Raw genomic sequence first — 17,178 nt, forward strand, 5'->3', positions numbered from 1 at the left:
GGTAGGAGACGACAGTGACATTTATGGAACCGTCCCCCAAGGGACGCACGATCAGGCCCGTCGACGGTGAGCCCGGGGCAATCAGCAAGCGCGGCACGAAGATCGAAGAGCTCGGCGACATGATGCTCAACAGCGCCCTCGTCTTGCAGAACATCGCCGACAACGCCTTGGGTGGCGAGTCGATGAAGGGCAAAGCCATCAATGCCCTTCGTGACTCGATCGGCGACTCCCACGAGACGCTCAAGCAGGCTGGGGAGCTCTACAAGCCGGTCGGTCCGGTGATCAAGGCCTACGGCGACGCCCTCGAGGATGTTCAGCCGAAGATCCAGACGGCTGTGACCGAAGCGCAGGACAAGTACAGCCAGTACATCTCCCTGCCGGGGGACAAAGACGACAGCCAGACCGAGGAAGAAGGCGGCCTGCTCGGAATCGGCGGCACCGACAAGGAAGAGGCTGCTGAGAATCAGGCGAAGGCCCAGGCCTACCAAGACTTCGTCGAGAAAGCGACTGAGTTCGACACGCACTACGACACCTGGGAAAACGCCTTCGAGGCGGCAGCAAACGGTATCGAGGACAAGACCGCGGGCAGCATCGAGGACAGCGCCTGGTCAGACTGGGCCGATGTACTGAAGGTCGTTGGGACGATCGTTGCGATCGCCGCCCTGTTCACCGGGATCGGCGCTCTTATCTGGCTCGGTGTTGCGATCGGAGTGGCTGCCACGGCCGTGACCGCCATGCAGATGGCGAATGGCGAAGCTAACTGGGGTGATCTAGCACTAGCCGCATTAACCATCATTCCGGTCGGGAAACTCGGGAACCTGTCGAGATTTGGTCACGGCACCAAATTGGGAGGCGTCGCAGCCTTCAAGGGAATGTTCTCGGGGTCTGGCGCTATCGGAAAGCCACTGTTGAGTATCGCCGACGACAGCATCGTCGGCGCATGGCGTTCAGGCGGGCTGAGCGCGGTCGGAAAATTCTTGGGCACGGGTAGCGCCAGGGGACTCACGGGCGTGGTTGACGACAATCTTCGCCTGTACACGACTAGCCAGTTGTCCTTCGGCCTCGCCGAACGCGTCGCACATATGGGCATCGTGCAGGGTGTCTCGACTGGTGTCGGCAACCTGAACTCGCTCAATGGGTGGGTCGGAAACCTAGGGATGCCCAATATCAAGCTTCCTGAAGCGATCGATCAGGGCTTGGGTGTGGTCTTCTGATGATGGTGACCAACTCCCCGGGTCAGATCTGGACAGTGCGAGGGCTGGACGACTTCTCGGCCCCTGGCTGGTTCCCGATTCAAGCCGACATCTCCCCAGAGGAGAAGGCCGAATGGGTGCGGCAGGCTGAGTCAGCGCTGGGTGCCGTTGTCGGTGTGGAGCGGTGGGACGGTGTGCCGACCTCCCCTGACGATGTGCGCGATCTCCTGGGCCGGGCGTTCGACGAGGCCCAACTCATGGATGCTGCGGCCACTTTCCAGGTCTGGCCCGTGCTCGGCCCGGTCGCCGTGATGTGCCGGGTGATGCTCCTGACGAGTGACTCGGTGCCGACGTGGGGGTCGAAGGATGGCGCTGCGTTGCATGTGATCGAGAGCAAGCACTTGGGCGCCGGTCTTCAGTTCACGCCACAGACGCGCATCGAGTCTGAGGGCAGTGCCACTGACATCCAGGCCATCGATCTGATCTTCTATGACGGCACTGCGGCCGTCGTGCTGACGGTTGAACCGACCTTCGGGGCAGTGCTCGCGAACGTCCTCCCGGGGTTGCAGACACTCATGGACACGATCTGGGTCGAGCGACCTGACGGGTCCGTCTTTGTTGGGGTTGTGCCTGACGGCATGGCTGAGGATTCGTGGGAGGTCGAGACGTCATGAGTTCGATGGGATTGCGCGAACAGCTCGGGATGGCGAAGGACCCCGACTTCGTGATCGATGTTCCTGAGGGGTGGTCCAAACGCGACGTCACGTCCGAGAGCATGGATTCGATGCTGGAGAGCCTGAAGACGCAGTTCATGCGGGCTCATCAGCCGGCGATGTACACCAGCATGAAGCGCCTTGTCGCGGAGGCGTTCGAAGGGATGAAGCAGAGCGGGGCGGTCGGGTTCTACGCCCCGGTCGATGCACCGGAAGGCACCTTCCTCATGCCGGCATCGATCATCGCCAGGATCAAGCGAGCAGAGGGTGGAGCATCGCTCGATTCGTACGTCCGGTCGCTGATCGATCAGCGAAGTGCGGAGCAGTTGTTCGGTGATCCGCGGATTCTTCGTTACGAGGAGAGGACGGCCGTCCGTGTCGAAGGCCAGGAGTTCATCAACAACTCCGTCACGTACCTGAGCCCTATTCCTGGTAGTTCGCGTAAGCGCGCTGTCGAGTTCGTGGCGTCGCTGATCAGCCTCCCCCGGGACGAGAACCCGGAGTGGACTGCCGGGCAGAAGTCGCTGATAGATCTATGTATTTCCTCGCTACGCTGGAGAGATTCCAAGAATTGAAAACGGATAGTCGAAAAATTCAGAATCGAAAGGTCCAGAAAAAGGTCGGCCAGTGGCTGTCCATCTGGTGTGTGGTCTTTGGATTGCTGCATGTGCTGTGGATCCAGTCCTTCACCGTGACGGTGGTGCCGTCCGTCTCCGGGCTTGACACCCCAGATGCTCCCACCGTCATCTTGAGTATTGTGTTCGGGATTCTTTTGCTCATCGTGGGCGGGCTGATCGGGCACCTATCCGATAGCCAGCCATCCGTCATTGTGGGGCGCTGGGCTCCGGTCAAGCGCGCGATCCTGCTGGTCCTTTCGCTTGGTGCGCTGGTCCGGGTCGTGATCGGAGTACCGAGCCTCGGTGAAGGCTCACTGATGACAGTGGTCGCCGAGGTCTGGTTCTTGGTCGCCGGTGTGGCTGGATTGGTGTTGTGGTTCGCGTTGCTCGGACGTAAGCGCGAGTTTCAGGGCTAGGGACGATCCTTCAAGCGGTGTGGGCCGGGGCCTTCGTGCAGAAGCACGAGGGCCCCCGCCCGTTTGTCATGCCAGGTCGCGGCGCCGCGGGCGAAGGTCCATTCGATCGGCGGGGCAGTGGGGCGCAGCATGGCTAGGACCCGTACGGTGTTGCCGCTCGGAATCTCGGGGACCGTTGGGGTGAATCGCCCCGGTCTAATGGAGGCGTTCATCCCACGGAACGACTCCACGGCGAGATCGGTCACGTCCCACCAGCCGAGCACGAGGCGTCCTACCGAGAGACCACCGACACCAACCAGTACCCTGAAACCCGGTCCTCACTGGGGCCGGATCCAAGTAACCGAGAGTCCATGAAACCTGGGGCGATTCAGCCCGAGGGCCGAGGGCCGAGGGCTACACCCTAGTCACCGGCCGAGACGTCGGCACGAACAGGGGCAACGACGGTACATTGTCCTGCACGGATCCCCGCGGCGGGTGCCGTAGCGTCGGTGCCCCTACATCGAGACGACGCCGAGGGATGCCAAGATGAGGAAGATACCGCCGCCGCCGAAGATCATGAAGATTGCGCCGTAGTTGATGATGCGACCGCCAACGGAGCCACCGTGGACAATGGCGCTGGAGTCGGGGTCGGCGGGGTCGTACATGATCTCGATGATGTCGCCAACCTTCCCGTCGTGGAGATGGTCGACCTCACCGACGTGCTGGACGCCAGCGGCGTCCCGGTACTCGTAGCGGGCGTGGACGTACGTCTCCGTCGTGCTCGACTCGATGAACGAGGACCGGTAAGTCTCTTTATGAGCGCTGCGGATGGTCGCCTGGGCGTGGGGCCAGGCCAGCACACGCCGCTGGCGGCGTGCCAGGTACCAGGCCAGCCAAGCCGGGAGGATCAGCAGGGCAACGCCGACTAGCAGTGCGGCGATAGCGCCAGTGCTCATCAGATCTCCGTATCCCCAAGGCGATCGGGCCCACACTCTAGTGGACCGTTCGGCCGTACCTGTTCAGCAGGTCATGTAGCGTTTTCCTTCGGCGCGGATGGCGTTGTTGGCCGTGCTTCACACGACCCTGAGCCCGGCCGCGACCGTGGCTACGGTGAGGTGGGCCAGTCGACGGACCACTGCGCCCCGAGCGAGGCCTTCGGTAACCGCAGACCCGACACCAGCGGTCGATGCCGTCGCCGGGTTCGACGACTTGGCACAGCAAAGGTTCGAGCTGCAATGTACGACGAACGGAGCGAGGCGTGTCGGCTGGCGGGAGTTTCGATGCAAGTGACAAGCAGGGTGAGTGACCAAGAACATGACGTTGCCGAGCGTGCTTCGGGCGGCTCGTCACGGCACACTGCGACGGATGGAGGTTGAGTAGTGCCGAAGGCTGCTGCGCTGTCGCCTGAGGAGTGGGCTACCGGGCGATATGGGTTCCAGGGGTTCGATCTCGAGGAGCTCAATCAAGTAGTTCGTGATTTTGCGTTCATCGAGCTGCATGAGGCATCCCGACGGGAGCGGCGGCCGGTAGCGATAAGGGTGGGGGCGAAAGTGCTCCCATGGATCGTTGCGCTACTGCTTGGTGGTCCGCTCATCATGACCATCCTCTTCGCGGGAGGTGGGTCGCAAGGTTACAGCGAGACGTTCCTGATCGGGTGGGCCAGCGCTGGGTCGGCCATGGGTGGCCTGGCTCTGCTCTACTTCTTCGTGCCCTGGATGCTGCAGCCGCACCGACAATGGCCGCGGACGCCATTCGCCATCTCAGTCTTGATTGCGGCTCCGGTCATTGCCACGCTCGTCATGGTCTACCGCGTCGACGCGGAGATCTATCCTCGATTGCCGATGGTGGTGCCAGTGTGGATGTGCCTGGCACTGGTGGTCGCGGTGATCGTCTGCTGCTACCGCTTCTACAACAGGACGAAGCCGCCTGTCGTCGATCTCGACGCGCTCTCCGCCGAGGAGATCGAGGTGCTCAAAAAGTCCAGGCACCGCGCTCTGAAGGTCCTGCGGTCGAGAAGCGTCGTGGCGTACAAGGACTTCGACAGGTACGACGCAGCGCCGCTATGGGAGGGCGAGTCAGCTTGTGGGTGAGCTGGTCTGTTTGCCACGGCGGTTGTAGCTGGCGGCGAGGCGGTAGCGCTTCCCCCTTCGGGGCGCGTACGGGCCCGCGGCGGATGAGGGCGTTGCGGAGGTCCCGGGTGCCGGTGTCGAAGTGCCAGTTGAGGGCGAAAGACGCGGCGAGCATGACGAGGCCGCCGGCTGCGAGGAGCAGGCCAGATCCACCGTGTGCGGCGTATGTCTCCTGGGAGCCAAGACCGTTTCCAACTCGTGTCTGGACAGAGCTGACGGACGTGAGCCTGGTGCGTTCCGATCTGGCCACCTGGAAATCGTCCGCGTCGCTCGAGGCGGCCCTGAAGGACGTCGATTTCCCACCAAGGACGTCCAGATCACCGCGCTGGCGATCAACCCGGAGTGGATTGCCAAGGCGGGCGAGTAGCTAGACGCGGACTGGTTCGTGACCGCATGAGCCGAGATCTTGTTCCTCCACGTGAGGCGTCGGAACGCCGGCGACGACGGTGTAGCGGACATCACCATGCGACACGCCGAAGTAAAGATCGACCGGCGCGGGGCGGGCTTGCCAAGGTGACGCATACCTCTCGATCTCGGGAACAGCCACTTGTTGAAGGGACTCTTCATGCGCACTCGCACCACCGTCCGGACCGCTCGACTGGCCGCCGGCGGCCTCAGCCTCGGCCTGGCGCTCACGTTGACCGCCTGCGGCTCCGATGACAGCAAGGACGACGCTGCGGTCGAGACCGAGACGAGTGCGTCGGCGTCCGAGTCCGCATCCTCCGCGGCAGCGCCCGCAGGCGACGAGGTCGAGGTGAAGATCGGGAAGACGCTCGAGGACCCCGACATGGGCGACACGATCGAGGTCATCTCCGCCGTACGGGACTTCCAGTCGACGGAGGAGGCCGAGCTCATCGCCGAAGGCGGGGAGATCGTGCTGCTCCAGGTCAAGGTCACTCCCGGGAAGGAGTTCGGCGGCCTGATCCAGGACGGGAACTTCCAGATCTCCTGGGACAACGGGGCGGACTTCTGGTCACCCGACACCGACGAGGTGGCCGCGGAGCTGACCGCTGCGAAGCGTACGCCGTTCGAGGACGTGGCGCGCCGCGACGGCGGTGAGCACACCGGATGGATCGCCTACGAGGTGGACGAGAAGGCCGACACGTACGTCGTCGAGTACGAGCGTTCCGGCGCGAAGGTGATCGGCTCGGACAAGACCATCGCCGAGTTCAAGGAGCAGGTGGAGATCCCCGCCGGCTGACTCACGACAACCTGTTCGGCGGAGACCGGCACGTAGGTAGCCGGTCTCCGCGGGCGCTCGTTAGGATCTGGGCGTTCGTTGTCTCGGAGAGGGGACTTCAAGGTGCATTCTGAGGCACGTCGTCGAGCAGGACTCGTTTCCGTCGCCAGCCTGGCGCTCGTTGCAACCGCCTGCTCGGGTGACCTCCCGGCCTCGGTGGAGGAGGGCACAGAGGTCACCGTCGCGTGGACCGAGTCCTTGACGAGCACAAATCCGGCGAGCAAGGCGAACGCGACCGACGGGAATCTCGACATCGCCTCGCTGACCCGTGGAGCCTTCGGCACCCTGGTCACCGACACCGTCGAGATGGACGAGACCTTCGGCAAGGTCACGATTGAGGGCGGCGAGCAGCCTCGGGTGCGCTACGACCTGGCTGAGCCCAACTGGTCCGACGGAGTGCCGGTCGACACGGCCGACCTCATGCTCGCCTGGGCGGCGACCTCGGGCTACTTCCGCACTCCGAAGGAGGGAAGCCCGGACGGCGGGGTCGACTTCGGCGCGGTGTCGACCGGGCTGACCAAGAGCGCCTACATCCCCGAGGTAGACGAAGGCGCGCGCGCCATCGAGGTTCCGCTCGTGGTCCCGGTGGTCGACTGGCGTACAGCTCTCGACGTCGCCGTCCCGGCGCACGTCGTCGGGCAGAAGGCGCTCAAGATCGAGGACCCGATCGAGGCCAAGGAGGTCGTCGAGACCGCGATCGAGGAGTCCGACACCGCGAAGCTGACCAAGATCGCGGAGGCGTGGAACAGCGCGTTCACGGTCGCTGAGGACGGCAAGGCGTCCGAGGAGGCGCTGCTCTCCAGTGGGCCCTACCGGATCTCGAAGATCGCTGCCGGCGAGAGCGGGCAGGAGGTCGACCTGGAGGCCAACCCGGAGTACGCGGGTGAGGCCAGGCCGACGTACGAGCAGGTACGCCTCACCCCGGCGAGCGCCGATGCCCTGGGCAGCCTCGGCGAGAAGGTCGACGTCGTCCAGGTCACCCCGACCAAGGCCAACCGCAAGCAGGTGCGCGACCTCGAGCGCCGCGACTACGGCGTCGCGAACGCCAACGACGGCACCATGTGGGCGTTGATCCTCCGCACCGACCGTGGCCTGTTCAAACGCAAGAACAGCCGCACGTCCTTCCTGCGAGCAGTGCCCCGCGGCGACATCGCCGAGGGCGGTGCGGGCGATTGGGCCGAGGCGTACGAAGCCACCGACGTCGTGCTCTTCCCGCCGGGCGGCGAGAGCTATCAGATCGCCACGGAGGACTCTGGGTTTTCCACGAAGTTCGGAGCCTCCGCAGACGCGACCGCCCCCCGCGGAGCCAGGGTGTGTGTCGCCTACGACAAGTCGAGCCCGTTCGCCTCGGGTGCCTACGACACCATCGCGAACGTCGTCGACGACGAGGGCTGGTCAACCACCGACTGCGGTGTGTCCTCGGCCGACAAGCTGATCTCCGGCAACAAGTGGGACGCCGTCCTCATCCGCATCCCGATCCCGCAGACCCCCGAGGAGATCGAGGCTCAGTGGGGGAGCAAGGGCAGCCGGAACGCGACCGGTGGCGGCGATCGCGACCGCGACCGGTTGATCAGCGAGCTGGCCCGCACCGCCGACCCCTACGAGGCCCGCGACGTTCGCGTCGAGATCGAGAAGACACTGGTCAGAGACTCGATCGTGGTGCCGATCGTGATGAACCCGACGGTGACGGTGAGCGACAAGAAGGTCGACAGCGTACGTCCTCGGTCCGGTCAGGTCGCGCCGCTCGTCTCGACCATCGTCGAGTGGTCGCCGACTAAGAAGTGACCGACGCGTCGAGAGCCGGGGGGCCATGACTGATCTGGTATTGAAGGCGCAAGGTCGGGAGTGGCGCCTCGAGCGGGGGCGCGCCTACACGCTCGGGCGCAAGCAAGGCGTCGACCTCTTGGTGAGCAGCGAGCTGGTCTCCTCCAGGCACGCCTCCATCGCCTCCGTCGACGGCACCTGGGTGCTCACCGATCTGAACAGCACGAACGGGACGTACGTCGATGGGAAGCGGGTCCCGTCGGTCACCCTCGCTCCGGGCGTGTCCGTGATGATCGGGGGCATCGACGACGGCGTTCGGATCGACGTCGCCGGGGCCGCGGCAGCGGAGTGGTCGCCGCCGCCGACGATGCCCCAGGAGGCGCCCCCGACGGGGCCGCAGGCGGCGACGCAGCAGGTGCCGTCCTGGCAGCAGGTCCGCACGACGAAGCGGAACCGCGGCGGTCAGGTCCTCGGCCTCGCCGGTGCGGCCGTCGCGATCGTCGTCGCGGTGGTCCTGGTGCTGACCATGGTCGTCTTCGACGACGGTGCGCCGAAGGCCGAGACCCCGCCCAAGCCGAAGAAGATCCCCGTCGAGGGTCCGATTATGGGCGACGTGAACGGCGACGGGAAGGGCGATCTCGTCGTCGCCGTGAACGAGAAGGACCGGCGGTTCTACCTCTCGGACGGTGGGAAGAAGTTCGTGCAGCAGAAGCCCGGGGCGTGGGCGTCGTGGGGCTACAGGTTTGCGAGCGGCGGCCGCATCATGTGCGACGTCGACGGTGATGAGAAGGCGGACATCGGAGCCCCGAACGAATACTCGTTCGACGGGCCGCAGACCTACGGACTTCATCTTCAGACGGGAAAGTCCCAACAGATAGAGCTCGACTCGGAGCGCATCGACGGTGCCTACTGCGGCGACTTCGACGGTGACGGCCGCAACGATGTCGCCTTCGCCGTACGCTCCGAGGACAAGACGAGCGTCCAGGTCAGCGTGGCTCTCCAGGAGGACGACGGGCGATGGGGGACCCCGACCACGGCCTATGAGACGCAGGTCCCTGCCGACCGGGACGCGATCCCGCAGTACGCCTTCCACGTCGGTGATTTCAACGGGGACGAGAAGACGGATCTGCTCTACAGGCTGGACGCGCCCTCCAAGGTCGGGAGGTACTCGGGGACAGCCCTGCTGTCCGACGGGAAACGCTTCGAGGAGGGAGCGGCCCTCGGGATCGACGCCGCCGACATCAACTATCAGCAACGGCAGACGGCGAACGGCGACAACGACGCCTTAGGCGGCATCGCCGCAGACGTGAACGGCGACGGCATCGACGAGTGGGTCCACCTCGGCAGGTACGGCTGGTTCGACGTCTACAGCCTGACCGGCAAGAAGTGGAAGGCCGTGCAGCGGAACGCGTCGCCGGTCAACTCCTTCGCCTGGGCCTCGGTCATCACCTCCGACGTCAACGGCGACCACTTCGCTGACGTCGTGGCGGTCTCCCTCAACGGGTATCCCGCCGTCTTCGCTGGAAGCCCGAAGGGCCTCCAGCCGGGCAAGGTGGTCACGCCGTTGTTCAAGGATGACTACGCCAGCTTCTCGTGTCTGATCACCCTCGAGCCGAGTGGGCTTTACTGTTGAGTCCGATCTCGGAAGGTGGGTCAACGATGACCATGTTCATCTCGCAAGTGCTCCGTCCACGTGGAGCGGCGGCGCTCGTCGTGGCGTCGGTGGCTGCGTACGTGCTGACCGCATGCGGCGGTCCGAGCGTCTCGGAGAAGACCGTCGAGGAGGCAGTCTCCGACGGGATCGCCGACAAGATAGGCCTGCGCCCGAAGGAGGTCGACTGCCCAGGTGGGATGCCACTCGAGGTGGGCGGGGAGGCCAACTGCACCCTGGTCGTGGTCGCCGACCGCGAGATCGGCCTGACGGTCCGGATCGCCTCCGTCGACGGTGTGAAACCCGAGTTCGAGTACGACGTCGACCTGGCGAAGCTGCTGGAGAAATAGATCCGATGACGACAGAGCTCGTGGTGAAGGTCCGGGGTCAGGAGCGGCGCCTCGCCAGTGGCAGCTATACGGTCGGTCGCGACCCCGAGGCGGGCCTGACGCTGCCGGACGGCCTGGTGTCGTGGCGTCACGGAGAGGTGGCGTACGCCTCGGGCGGGTGGATCCTGACCGATGTCGGCAGCACCAACGGCACCTACGTCGACGGAGACCGGGTTCCGGCCAGAGAGCGGGTCGACCTGGTCCCTGGGATGGTCGTCTGGTTCGGCGGAGCGGAGGACGCTGCCGAACCAGGGGTTCGGTTGGACGTACTCTCGGCTCCGGTCGCCGCACCCGTGCCACCCCCGCCACCTGCGGTCGCACCGTCAGGTCCAACTCCTCCTCCTCCGCCGCCGTCAGCGGGCAGCAACGACCTGGTCACCATGATGGCGGGGGACGGGGACGTCGAGGTCCTCGAGGCAGCGGAGGCCGCCCGTCGTGCCCACCAGGGAACCGTCCCGATCCCGCCCCGCCCGCTCGTCCCGGGTCAGGCGATCCGGGTCGGTCGTTCCGCCGACAACGACCTGGTGATCGCGGGGGACCTTCTCGTCTCCCGGCACCACGTCGAGATCATCACCAACGCTGACGCCACCGTGATGGCGCGCGATCTCGGCGCCGGGAACGGCACCTTCATCAACGGCGCCCGGATGCCGAAGGGCTACACCGCGCCGTTGCAGCCGGGATCGATCCTCGGCGTCGGCCACACCACTCTCCGCCTCCATCAGGGCATGTTGATCGCCCATCAGGACACCGGCGAGGTCGACTTCCTCGCCCGTCACCTCTCGGTGGTCGTCGGCAAGGGCGAGAAGCGCAAGCAGATCCTGCGCGACGTCTCCTTTCGGGCTCCTCAGAAGTCTCTCGTCGGCGTCATCGGCCCGTCGGGATCGGGGAAGTCCACCCTGCTCAAGGCCCTCACCGGCTACCAGCCGGCGACCGAGGGAGTCGTGGAGTACGACGACCGCAACCTCTACGCCGAGTTCGACGAGCTACGCCAGCGGATCGGCCTGGTGCCGCAGGACGACATCCTGCACCAGGACCTCACGATCAACGAGGGTCTGCACTACGCCGCCAAGCTGCGATTTCCTGCGGAGGTCTCCGACGATGAGCAACGGCAGCGGATCAGCGAGGTCCTGCGCGAGCTCAAGCTGGACGTCCACGCCGACAAGAAGATCACGTCGTTGTCGGGCGGCCAGCGGAAGCGGGTCTCGGTCGCGGTCGAGCTCCTCACCAAGCCGTCTCTGATCCTTCTCGACGAGCCGACATCCGGTCTCGACCCGGGCATGGACCGGGACGTGATGCGGCTGCTCCGTGGCCTCGCCGACGATGGGCGTACGGTCCTGGTCGTCACACACTCCGTCGCCCAGCTGCACCTGTGCGACCGCGTGCTGGTCATGGCTCCCGGTGGGGCGATGGGCTACTACGGTCCCCCGGAGGGCGCGCTGCCGTTCTTCGGCCGAGACGAGTGGGCCGACGTCTTCGCCGACTTCGAGAACCATCGTGACGCCGACTGGGGCGGCAAGTGGCACAGGTCGGCCGAGTATCAGCGGTACGTCGCCGATGTCGATGCGGTTCCGCCGGCCCACGCCGCGGTGGCCGCCGCGGCCAAGCGCCAGAAGGGCCAGTCCTGGCTGCAGCAGGTCACCACGCTGGTACGCCGCTACCTCACGGTGATCACCGCCGACCGCGGCTTGGTCCTCCAGATGGCCGCCCTGCCGATCGTGCTCGGACTGGTGTCGCTCATCATCCAGCCCGACGAGGACCTGCTCCCGCTGAAACCGGACGAGCTCGGCAACATCATCCCGAACACGACCGCGAGCGTGATCGCGATGATCCTCGCCGTCGGCGCTTGTCTGACCGGCTGCGCCAACTCGATGCGCGAGCTCATCAAGGAACGGTCCATCTACGAGCGAGAACGTGCGGTCGGGCTGTCCCGGTCGGCGTACCTCGCCTCCAAGGTCCTCGTTCTCGGTGCCATCACGGCGGTCCAGTGTCTGGTGATGACCCTCATCGCCTGCTCCATCCGTGGCTTGCCCGACAAGGGCCTCGTGCTCGGCCCGCTGACCATCCTGGAGCTGGCGATTCCGGTGATCTTCCTCGGAGTCACCTCGATGATCGTGGGCCTGCTGATCTCCGCCGCGGTCAGGACGTCGGAGCAGACGATGTCGATGCTGGTCGTGTACGCGATCTTCCAGATCGTGTTCGGGGGCACGCTTTTCTCGCTGCTAGGGTCACCCGCCAACTGGTTCTCCTGGTTCATGCCGGCGCGCTGGGGACTCGGTGGGATCGGCACCACCCTGACCATGAACATGCTGTCCCGGGACCGAAATGAGCCTGACCGCGTCGACCCGATCTGGTATCACCTACCCAGCCATTGGTTCCTCGCGCTGGCCATCATGACGGCCATGTCCATCGTTCTTCTCGTTGCTGTCTCGCTCTCGCTTCGCAAGCATGAGCCAGAAGTCATGCGGTAACGACTACCGAAAGGTTCACGTATGACGACGCTCCATCCCGGGGCACTGTTCGGCCACTACCGCCTGGATCGCATTCTTGGCGAAGGTGGCATGGGCGTCGTCTACGACGCCTTCGACACCAAGCTGGAGCGCCAGGTCGCGCTGAAGATGGTGCACGCCCACCTCGCCGACCGGCAGTTCATCGACATGTTCGTCCGCGAGGGTCAGACCCTCGCGCAGATCAGGTCGCCCCACATCATCGCGATCTACGACATCGGCGAGCAGAACGGCAGCCCGTTCATCGTCACCCAGTTCATCAAGGGCGGTGATGTGACCGGACTCGTACGCAGCAGCGGACCCTTGGCGCCACACCTGGCCTGCCTGGTGAACGCCCAGGTCGCCGGGGCGCTGCACGACGCCCACCAGGCGGGGATCATCCACCAGGACGTGAAGCCGTCCAACGTGCTCGTACGCAACCCGGCGAGCCCTCTCGACCCGTTCGCCTTCCTGTGTGACTTCGGGATCGCGACCTCGTCCTCCGACTCGTCTGCCGGCGGGATCACCGGCACGTGGAACTACCTGGCGCCCGAATACATCCGCGACGAGCGCGACGCGCAGGGCCGACCGATCTCACCAGAGCCGTCACGAGACATCTACGCGGCCGGTTGCATGCTGTGGTTCACGCTGACCGGCAAGATCCCCTACTCGGGGGCGGCCGTGCAGGTCGCGATGGCCCACCAGAACGCGCCGATCCCGCAGTTCGTCGGCTCCGACGACTGGACCAAGGCGGCCAACCGGATCCTGCAGCTCTCGATGGCGAAGGACCGTCGCAGCCGCTACCAGAGCGCTGATGTCTTCAAGGACGACCTGTTGAAGCTCCGGGAGATCACCTCCCCGCCGCAGCTCCAGCCGGCTCCATCGATGACCGACCCGAACCCGATGCCCATCCTCGTCGCCGCCATCCGTCCGCCCACGGAGGCTGAAGCCATCCTGATCGAGGAGCAGGCGCGTCCCTCCAAGATCACCCCGCTCCGAGTCGGCGCAGCGATGCTCGGCGTGGCCGCCCTCGGGGTCGGTGGGGCCTTGGCCATCACTCAGCCCTGGGTCGAGCACGGGCCTGAGCCCATCGTGCCGACGGTCAAGGGGGCTGCTTACGCGGATGTGAACGGCGACAAGTTCGGAGACGTGGTCACTGATATCCCCAACAAGAGTGGCAACGGCGTCGACGTCATCACCTGGAAGTCGGACGGCAGAAGCCTAACTCCGTCAAAGCCAGTGAACGTGGACAGTCCGCAGTTGACGCCGGAGGCGCCAGCGTTGGATGTCTTCGCACTCGTTGGCGACTTCCACGGAAACGACGAGAACTCGATGGTGACCCTTGTCCGGGATGCCGACGGCATGAAGGTCAGCGGAACCTTCGATGGGCACGTGGATGCCCCATCCCTGGCGGCATTGAATGCCAAGATGGAAGACTCCGACTTCTATTACGACATGGGGGTCGAAGACTTCGACGGCGACGGCTCTGACGACTTGTTCATGTCCGTGGACTACGGACATCCGGATCCTCAACGCAGCGACCTGGGTTTCTTGGCTGGCGAGGGCCGGATCTACTACTACCGAAACAACGGCTCGGGGTTTGAGGCGCCGGAGCTGTTCGCCAAATACTCCAACGACGATAGACAGCGAGCTGCCGTCGGGGACTTCAATGGCGACCACAAGGCCGACATGGTCCTGATGAATCGAAACGGGCTGCGGGCGGAGACATCACGGGAGCGTGAGATCACGTCAACGTTGAGGATCTATGTCGGAAACGGGGTGACCGGGGTGCCGATGGCGAAAGAGTTCTCGGTTACCCGAAAGTTCAACCACTTTCTGGTGGAGACAGGCTCGGGGCAGGCCAACGCGTTCTTGGCTGGGGACGTCAACGGCGACGGTAGGGATGAGTTGGTGATAGAAGGCGTTGGCGACAATTCTGGGAGCGATATCGTGGTCGGCTCCTGGGACGAAGACTTGGCGTCGTTCAAGCAGGCCGTCCGGGGCCGTATCCCTTCCCCCAGCGACCTGTTTGACCATCCGACATCGTTCGATGCAACTCTGGCTGATCTGAATGGGGACGGCCTGATCGACGTCGTCGGAGTCACCCGCGATAAGTCCAGCGGACCGTACAAGTTCTATGGGGCGATTGCGGGGGAGGACGGAAACTTCACGGTGCGCACCTTCGCGACGTGGAAAGAATCACCGGACGAAGTAGATAAGCGCAACCTCATGGGAGGTACTCTCGGATGACCGATCCCGCCAACAACCCGCCCGACGGACAGAGTTCGGATCCGGACAGGACTGACGTCGGCGGCACCGACGCCTCGTCGCAGCGGCCGCCGTCGTTCGAGCGTCCGACTATCGACGACTCCGACAAGACCACGATCCGGCCCCGGGTCGCTCGGCCCAGCAGCCCGCCGCCCCCACCGCCACCTCCTTCGCCACAGGCGAACGTCCGGGGGATGATCGGGCCCTATCGGCTCGAGCGGCAGGTGGCGTCCAGCGAGAACGCCGTTGTCTACAAGGCGATGGACACTCGCCTCGACCGTGCGGTCGCGATCAAGGTGCTTCTCGGACAGAGCGCCCGTGACCCCGAGTTCGTGACTCGGTTCGACAAGCAGGCCACCCTGATGGCCAAGCTCGACTCACCCCATATCATGGGGGTCTACACCAACGGGCGCACCAACGATGGTGCCCCGTTCCTGGTTTCTCAGTTTGCCGATGGCGGAGATGTCGGATCGCTGCTGAAAGCCCGTGGACGCCTCCCCGGCTCGATGGCGGCCGACATCTGCGCGCAGATCGCCGACGGCCTCGCAGCGATCCACTCGCCGGACATCGGAGTCGTGCACGGCGACGTACGATCCTCGAACGTCCTTCTTCGAGACGGCAACACCCCGCCGTACGTCTATCTCTCGGGCTTTGCGGCCACCCTTACCGAAGACTCTGCGACGGCCAGGCCCGGAATACACTCCGGCGCATGGGACTACCTCTCCCCTGAGCGCACGATGGGTGCACCGGCCACCCCAGCGGGCGACCTGTACTCGTTGGGCTGCCTGTTCTACGAACTGGTCACCGGGACGGTTCCCTTTGCCGGGGCGAACGATGTCGAGACCGCGATGGCCCATGGCTCCCAGTCGATCCCGACCCTGCCCGGACGGGATGACTTCACGCTGCAGGCCAACGATCTGCTCTCTGGCGAGGGCGGTCTGCTGACGAAGGACCCTTCCCAACGAACCTCCGATGCAGTGAGGGTCAGGGACCGGTTCGCTGCCATGGCCGGGCGTCAGATGGGCTTCTCGTCCGGGGCTACGGTGACTCTCAAACGTGCCCGCCGCCGATGGTGGTTCGCTGCAGCCGCAGCAGCGGTGGTGCTCGTCGCGGGTGGTGTGGCCACTGGCGTCACGCTGAAGCTCACCGAGGACACGCCCGTGAAGGCCAGGGCTCTGGTCACCGGCGACTTCGACGGTGACGGCAACGGTGACCTTGTCTTCGGAAGCGAGTTCGGCGGACTTAATGGAAGGTTGGCTTTCGAGCCAATCGTTCAATTCTCCTCCTCAAGTAAGAGCTTTCGTGCGGCCAAGGAGTTGAAAGGCCAGTACGGGATGTTGATGGGCGACATCGACGGTGATGGCATCGAGGATGCCGTCACGGTTTCTGGTCGCGGGTCCAACATCACCGTTGAGTCGAACAACGAGGCTCATAAGAACGGATCCGTACAAGTGCCGGTTTCAGGACGGCGCTTCGCGATCCTTTGCGATGACTTCAACGGTGACAAGCGCGCTGACATCGCCGTTGTCTCCGTGGGTAACGGAAAGAAACTTCCTGCCGATCCGGAGGAGGTCGCGAAACTCAAGGACCTCAAGTACCACTTCACCGTGTCGCTCAGCCAGAAGGACGGAACGTGGTCCAAGGCAAAGGACTGGTTGACTGGAAACTGGACTGGGTCCTTCACTGGGGTTTACTTCGCGGCAGGCGACGTCAATGGAGACGGCAGAGCAGACATCTCCTTCGGTAGCGGACCCAGCGAACCTGGAGTCATCGTGGGCCAGATGCTGATCTCCGACGGGAAATCGTTCGAAAAGGTCGCGATACCCGCTGAGACGTTGGAGGTCTTTGCGGAGCACACCAGTGCCCATTCTGCCCTCTTCGCCGACCTGGATGGCGATGGGCGCGATGAGTTGATCGAATACCAGGGCGATGACCAGGGTGACCCCATCGCTGTGTACGACTATGAATCGTCATCGAAGACTTTTGTTCAGGCAACCTCATGGACGTTGGCTGACCCCATTGCCCACCACTCCCTCAACAGTGACGTCTGGGCGGGCTCCCGCCCGATGGTCAGCGATGTCAATGGTGATGGAAAGGAGGACCTTGTCTGGGGCCTGCTGCATGAAGGCCCAGACCCCAACGGCCTCCTCGAGTCGATCATCACCCACCAGGGAACTGCTCTGGTGATGATGGGCGGCAAGAACGAGTTCTCTGTTCAGAAGTGGAAGATGCCGGGTCTTGAAGGAGTCAAGAGCACTGCGCTGAAGCCACTGAAGAACGGCGTCAACAGCTTGGCCACCTCAGGAGCAAATGAGTGACGCCAACGAAGAACGGCC

The 17,178-nt window shown here is 64.5% G+C and carries 13 protein-coding genes; 12 read left to right on the top strand and 1 reads right to left on the bottom strand.

Annotation, left to right across the window (positions count from 1 at the left end):
- Window positions 1-23: 23 nt before the first annotated feature.
- The 4 genes from ABZZ22_RS09145 to ABZZ22_RS09160 all read left to right on the top strand — a co-directional run bounded on the left by ABZZ22_RS09145 (window position 24) and on the right by ABZZ22_RS09160 (window position 2,939).
- A complete protein-coding gene (locus ABZZ22_RS09145) occupies window positions 24-1,214 on the top strand; it encodes a hypothetical protein (protein WP_354929602.1) in 1,191 nt (396 codons plus the stop codon).
- 116 nt (window positions 1,215-1,330) lie between these two features.
- Window positions 1,331-1,867, top strand: coding sequence for a hypothetical protein (locus ABZZ22_RS09150; RefSeq protein WP_354929605.1), 537 nt, complete (start codon window positions 1,331-1,333; stop codon window positions 1,865-1,867).
- Entirely contained in the window at window positions 1,864-2,481 is a 618-nt protein-coding gene (locus ABZZ22_RS09155; protein WP_354929608.1) for a hypothetical protein, read from the top strand. Before ABZZ22_RS09150 ends, ABZZ22_RS09155 begins: the two co-directional genes overlap by 4 nt.
- On the top strand, window positions 2,478-2,939 hold the full coding sequence (locus ABZZ22_RS09160) for a hypothetical protein (protein WP_354929611.1): 462 nt from the start codon (window positions 2,478-2,480) through the stop codon (window positions 2,937-2,939). Before ABZZ22_RS09155 ends, ABZZ22_RS09160 begins: the two co-directional genes overlap by 4 nt.
- Before the next feature lie 494 nt (window positions 2,940-3,433).
- Here ABZZ22_RS09160 and ABZZ22_RS09165 read toward each other — a convergent pair whose 3' ends face one another.
- Window positions 3,434-3,874 (bottom strand): DUF3592 domain-containing protein, encoded by a 441-nt coding sequence (locus ABZZ22_RS09165; protein WP_354929614.1) that lies wholly within the window; start codon window positions 3,872-3,874, stop codon window positions 3,434-3,436.
- Between the two features lie 423 nt (window positions 3,875-4,297).
- Between ABZZ22_RS09165 and ABZZ22_RS09170 the strand changes: the two genes are divergently transcribed.
- From ABZZ22_RS09170 to ABZZ22_RS09205, 8 genes are all read left to right on the top strand, one after another.
- Window positions 4,298-5,008, top strand: a complete 711-nt coding sequence (locus ABZZ22_RS09170; protein ID WP_354929617.1) for a hypothetical protein — start codon at window positions 4,298-4,300, stop codon at window positions 5,006-5,008.
- A gap of 604 nt (window positions 5,009-5,612) precedes the next feature.
- Window positions 5,613-6,248, top strand: coding sequence for a transcriptional regulator (locus ABZZ22_RS09175; RefSeq protein WP_354929620.1), 636 nt, complete (start codon window positions 5,613-5,615; stop codon window positions 6,246-6,248).
- Between the two features lie 237 nt (window positions 6,249-6,485).
- Complete coding sequence (locus ABZZ22_RS09180; RefSeq protein WP_354929623.1) at window positions 6,486-8,072, top strand: ABC transporter substrate-binding protein; 1,587 nt, start codon at window positions 6,486-6,488, stop codon at window positions 8,070-8,072.
- 25 nt (window positions 8,073-8,097) lie between these two features.
- Window positions 8,098-9,684: an FG-GAP-like repeat-containing protein gene (locus ABZZ22_RS09185; RefSeq protein ID WP_354929626.1), complete on the top strand. Its 1,587-nt coding sequence runs from the start codon at window positions 8,098-8,100 to the stop codon at window positions 9,682-9,684.
- 26 nt (window positions 9,685-9,710) lie between these two features.
- The gene (locus tag ABZZ22_RS09190) at window positions 9,711-10,052 is read left to right on the top strand and encodes a DUF4333 domain-containing protein (RefSeq protein WP_354929629.1); all 342 of its coding nucleotides are present in this window, start codon (window positions 9,711-9,713) and stop codon (window positions 10,050-10,052) included.
- A 5-nt stretch (window positions 10,053-10,057) separates the two neighbouring features.
- Window positions 10,058-12,559 carry an ATP-binding cassette domain-containing protein gene (locus ABZZ22_RS09195; protein WP_354929632.1) on the top strand — a complete coding sequence of 834 codons (2,502 nt, stop codon included), beginning with the start codon at window positions 10,058-10,060 and terminating at the stop codon, window positions 12,557-12,559.
- 21 nt (window positions 12,560-12,580) lie between these two features.
- Window positions 12,581-14,824 carry a protein kinase gene (locus ABZZ22_RS09200; protein ID WP_354929635.1) on the top strand — a complete coding sequence of 748 codons (2,244 nt, stop codon included), beginning with the start codon at window positions 12,581-12,583 and terminating at the stop codon, window positions 14,822-14,824.
- Window positions 14,821-17,160, top strand: a complete 2,340-nt coding sequence (locus tag ABZZ22_RS09205) for an FG-GAP-like repeat-containing protein (protein ID WP_354929638.1) — start codon at window positions 14,821-14,823, stop codon at window positions 17,158-17,160. The genes ABZZ22_RS09200 and ABZZ22_RS09205 overlap by 4 nt, the downstream gene beginning before the upstream one ends.
- Window positions 17,161-17,178 lie beyond the last annotated feature (18 nt).

Source organism: Nocardioides sp. NPDC006273, assembly GCF_040613495.1.
In the GTDB taxonomy this organism is placed as follows: domain Bacteria; phylum Actinomycetota; class Actinomycetes; order Propionibacteriales; family Nocardioidaceae; genus Nocardioides.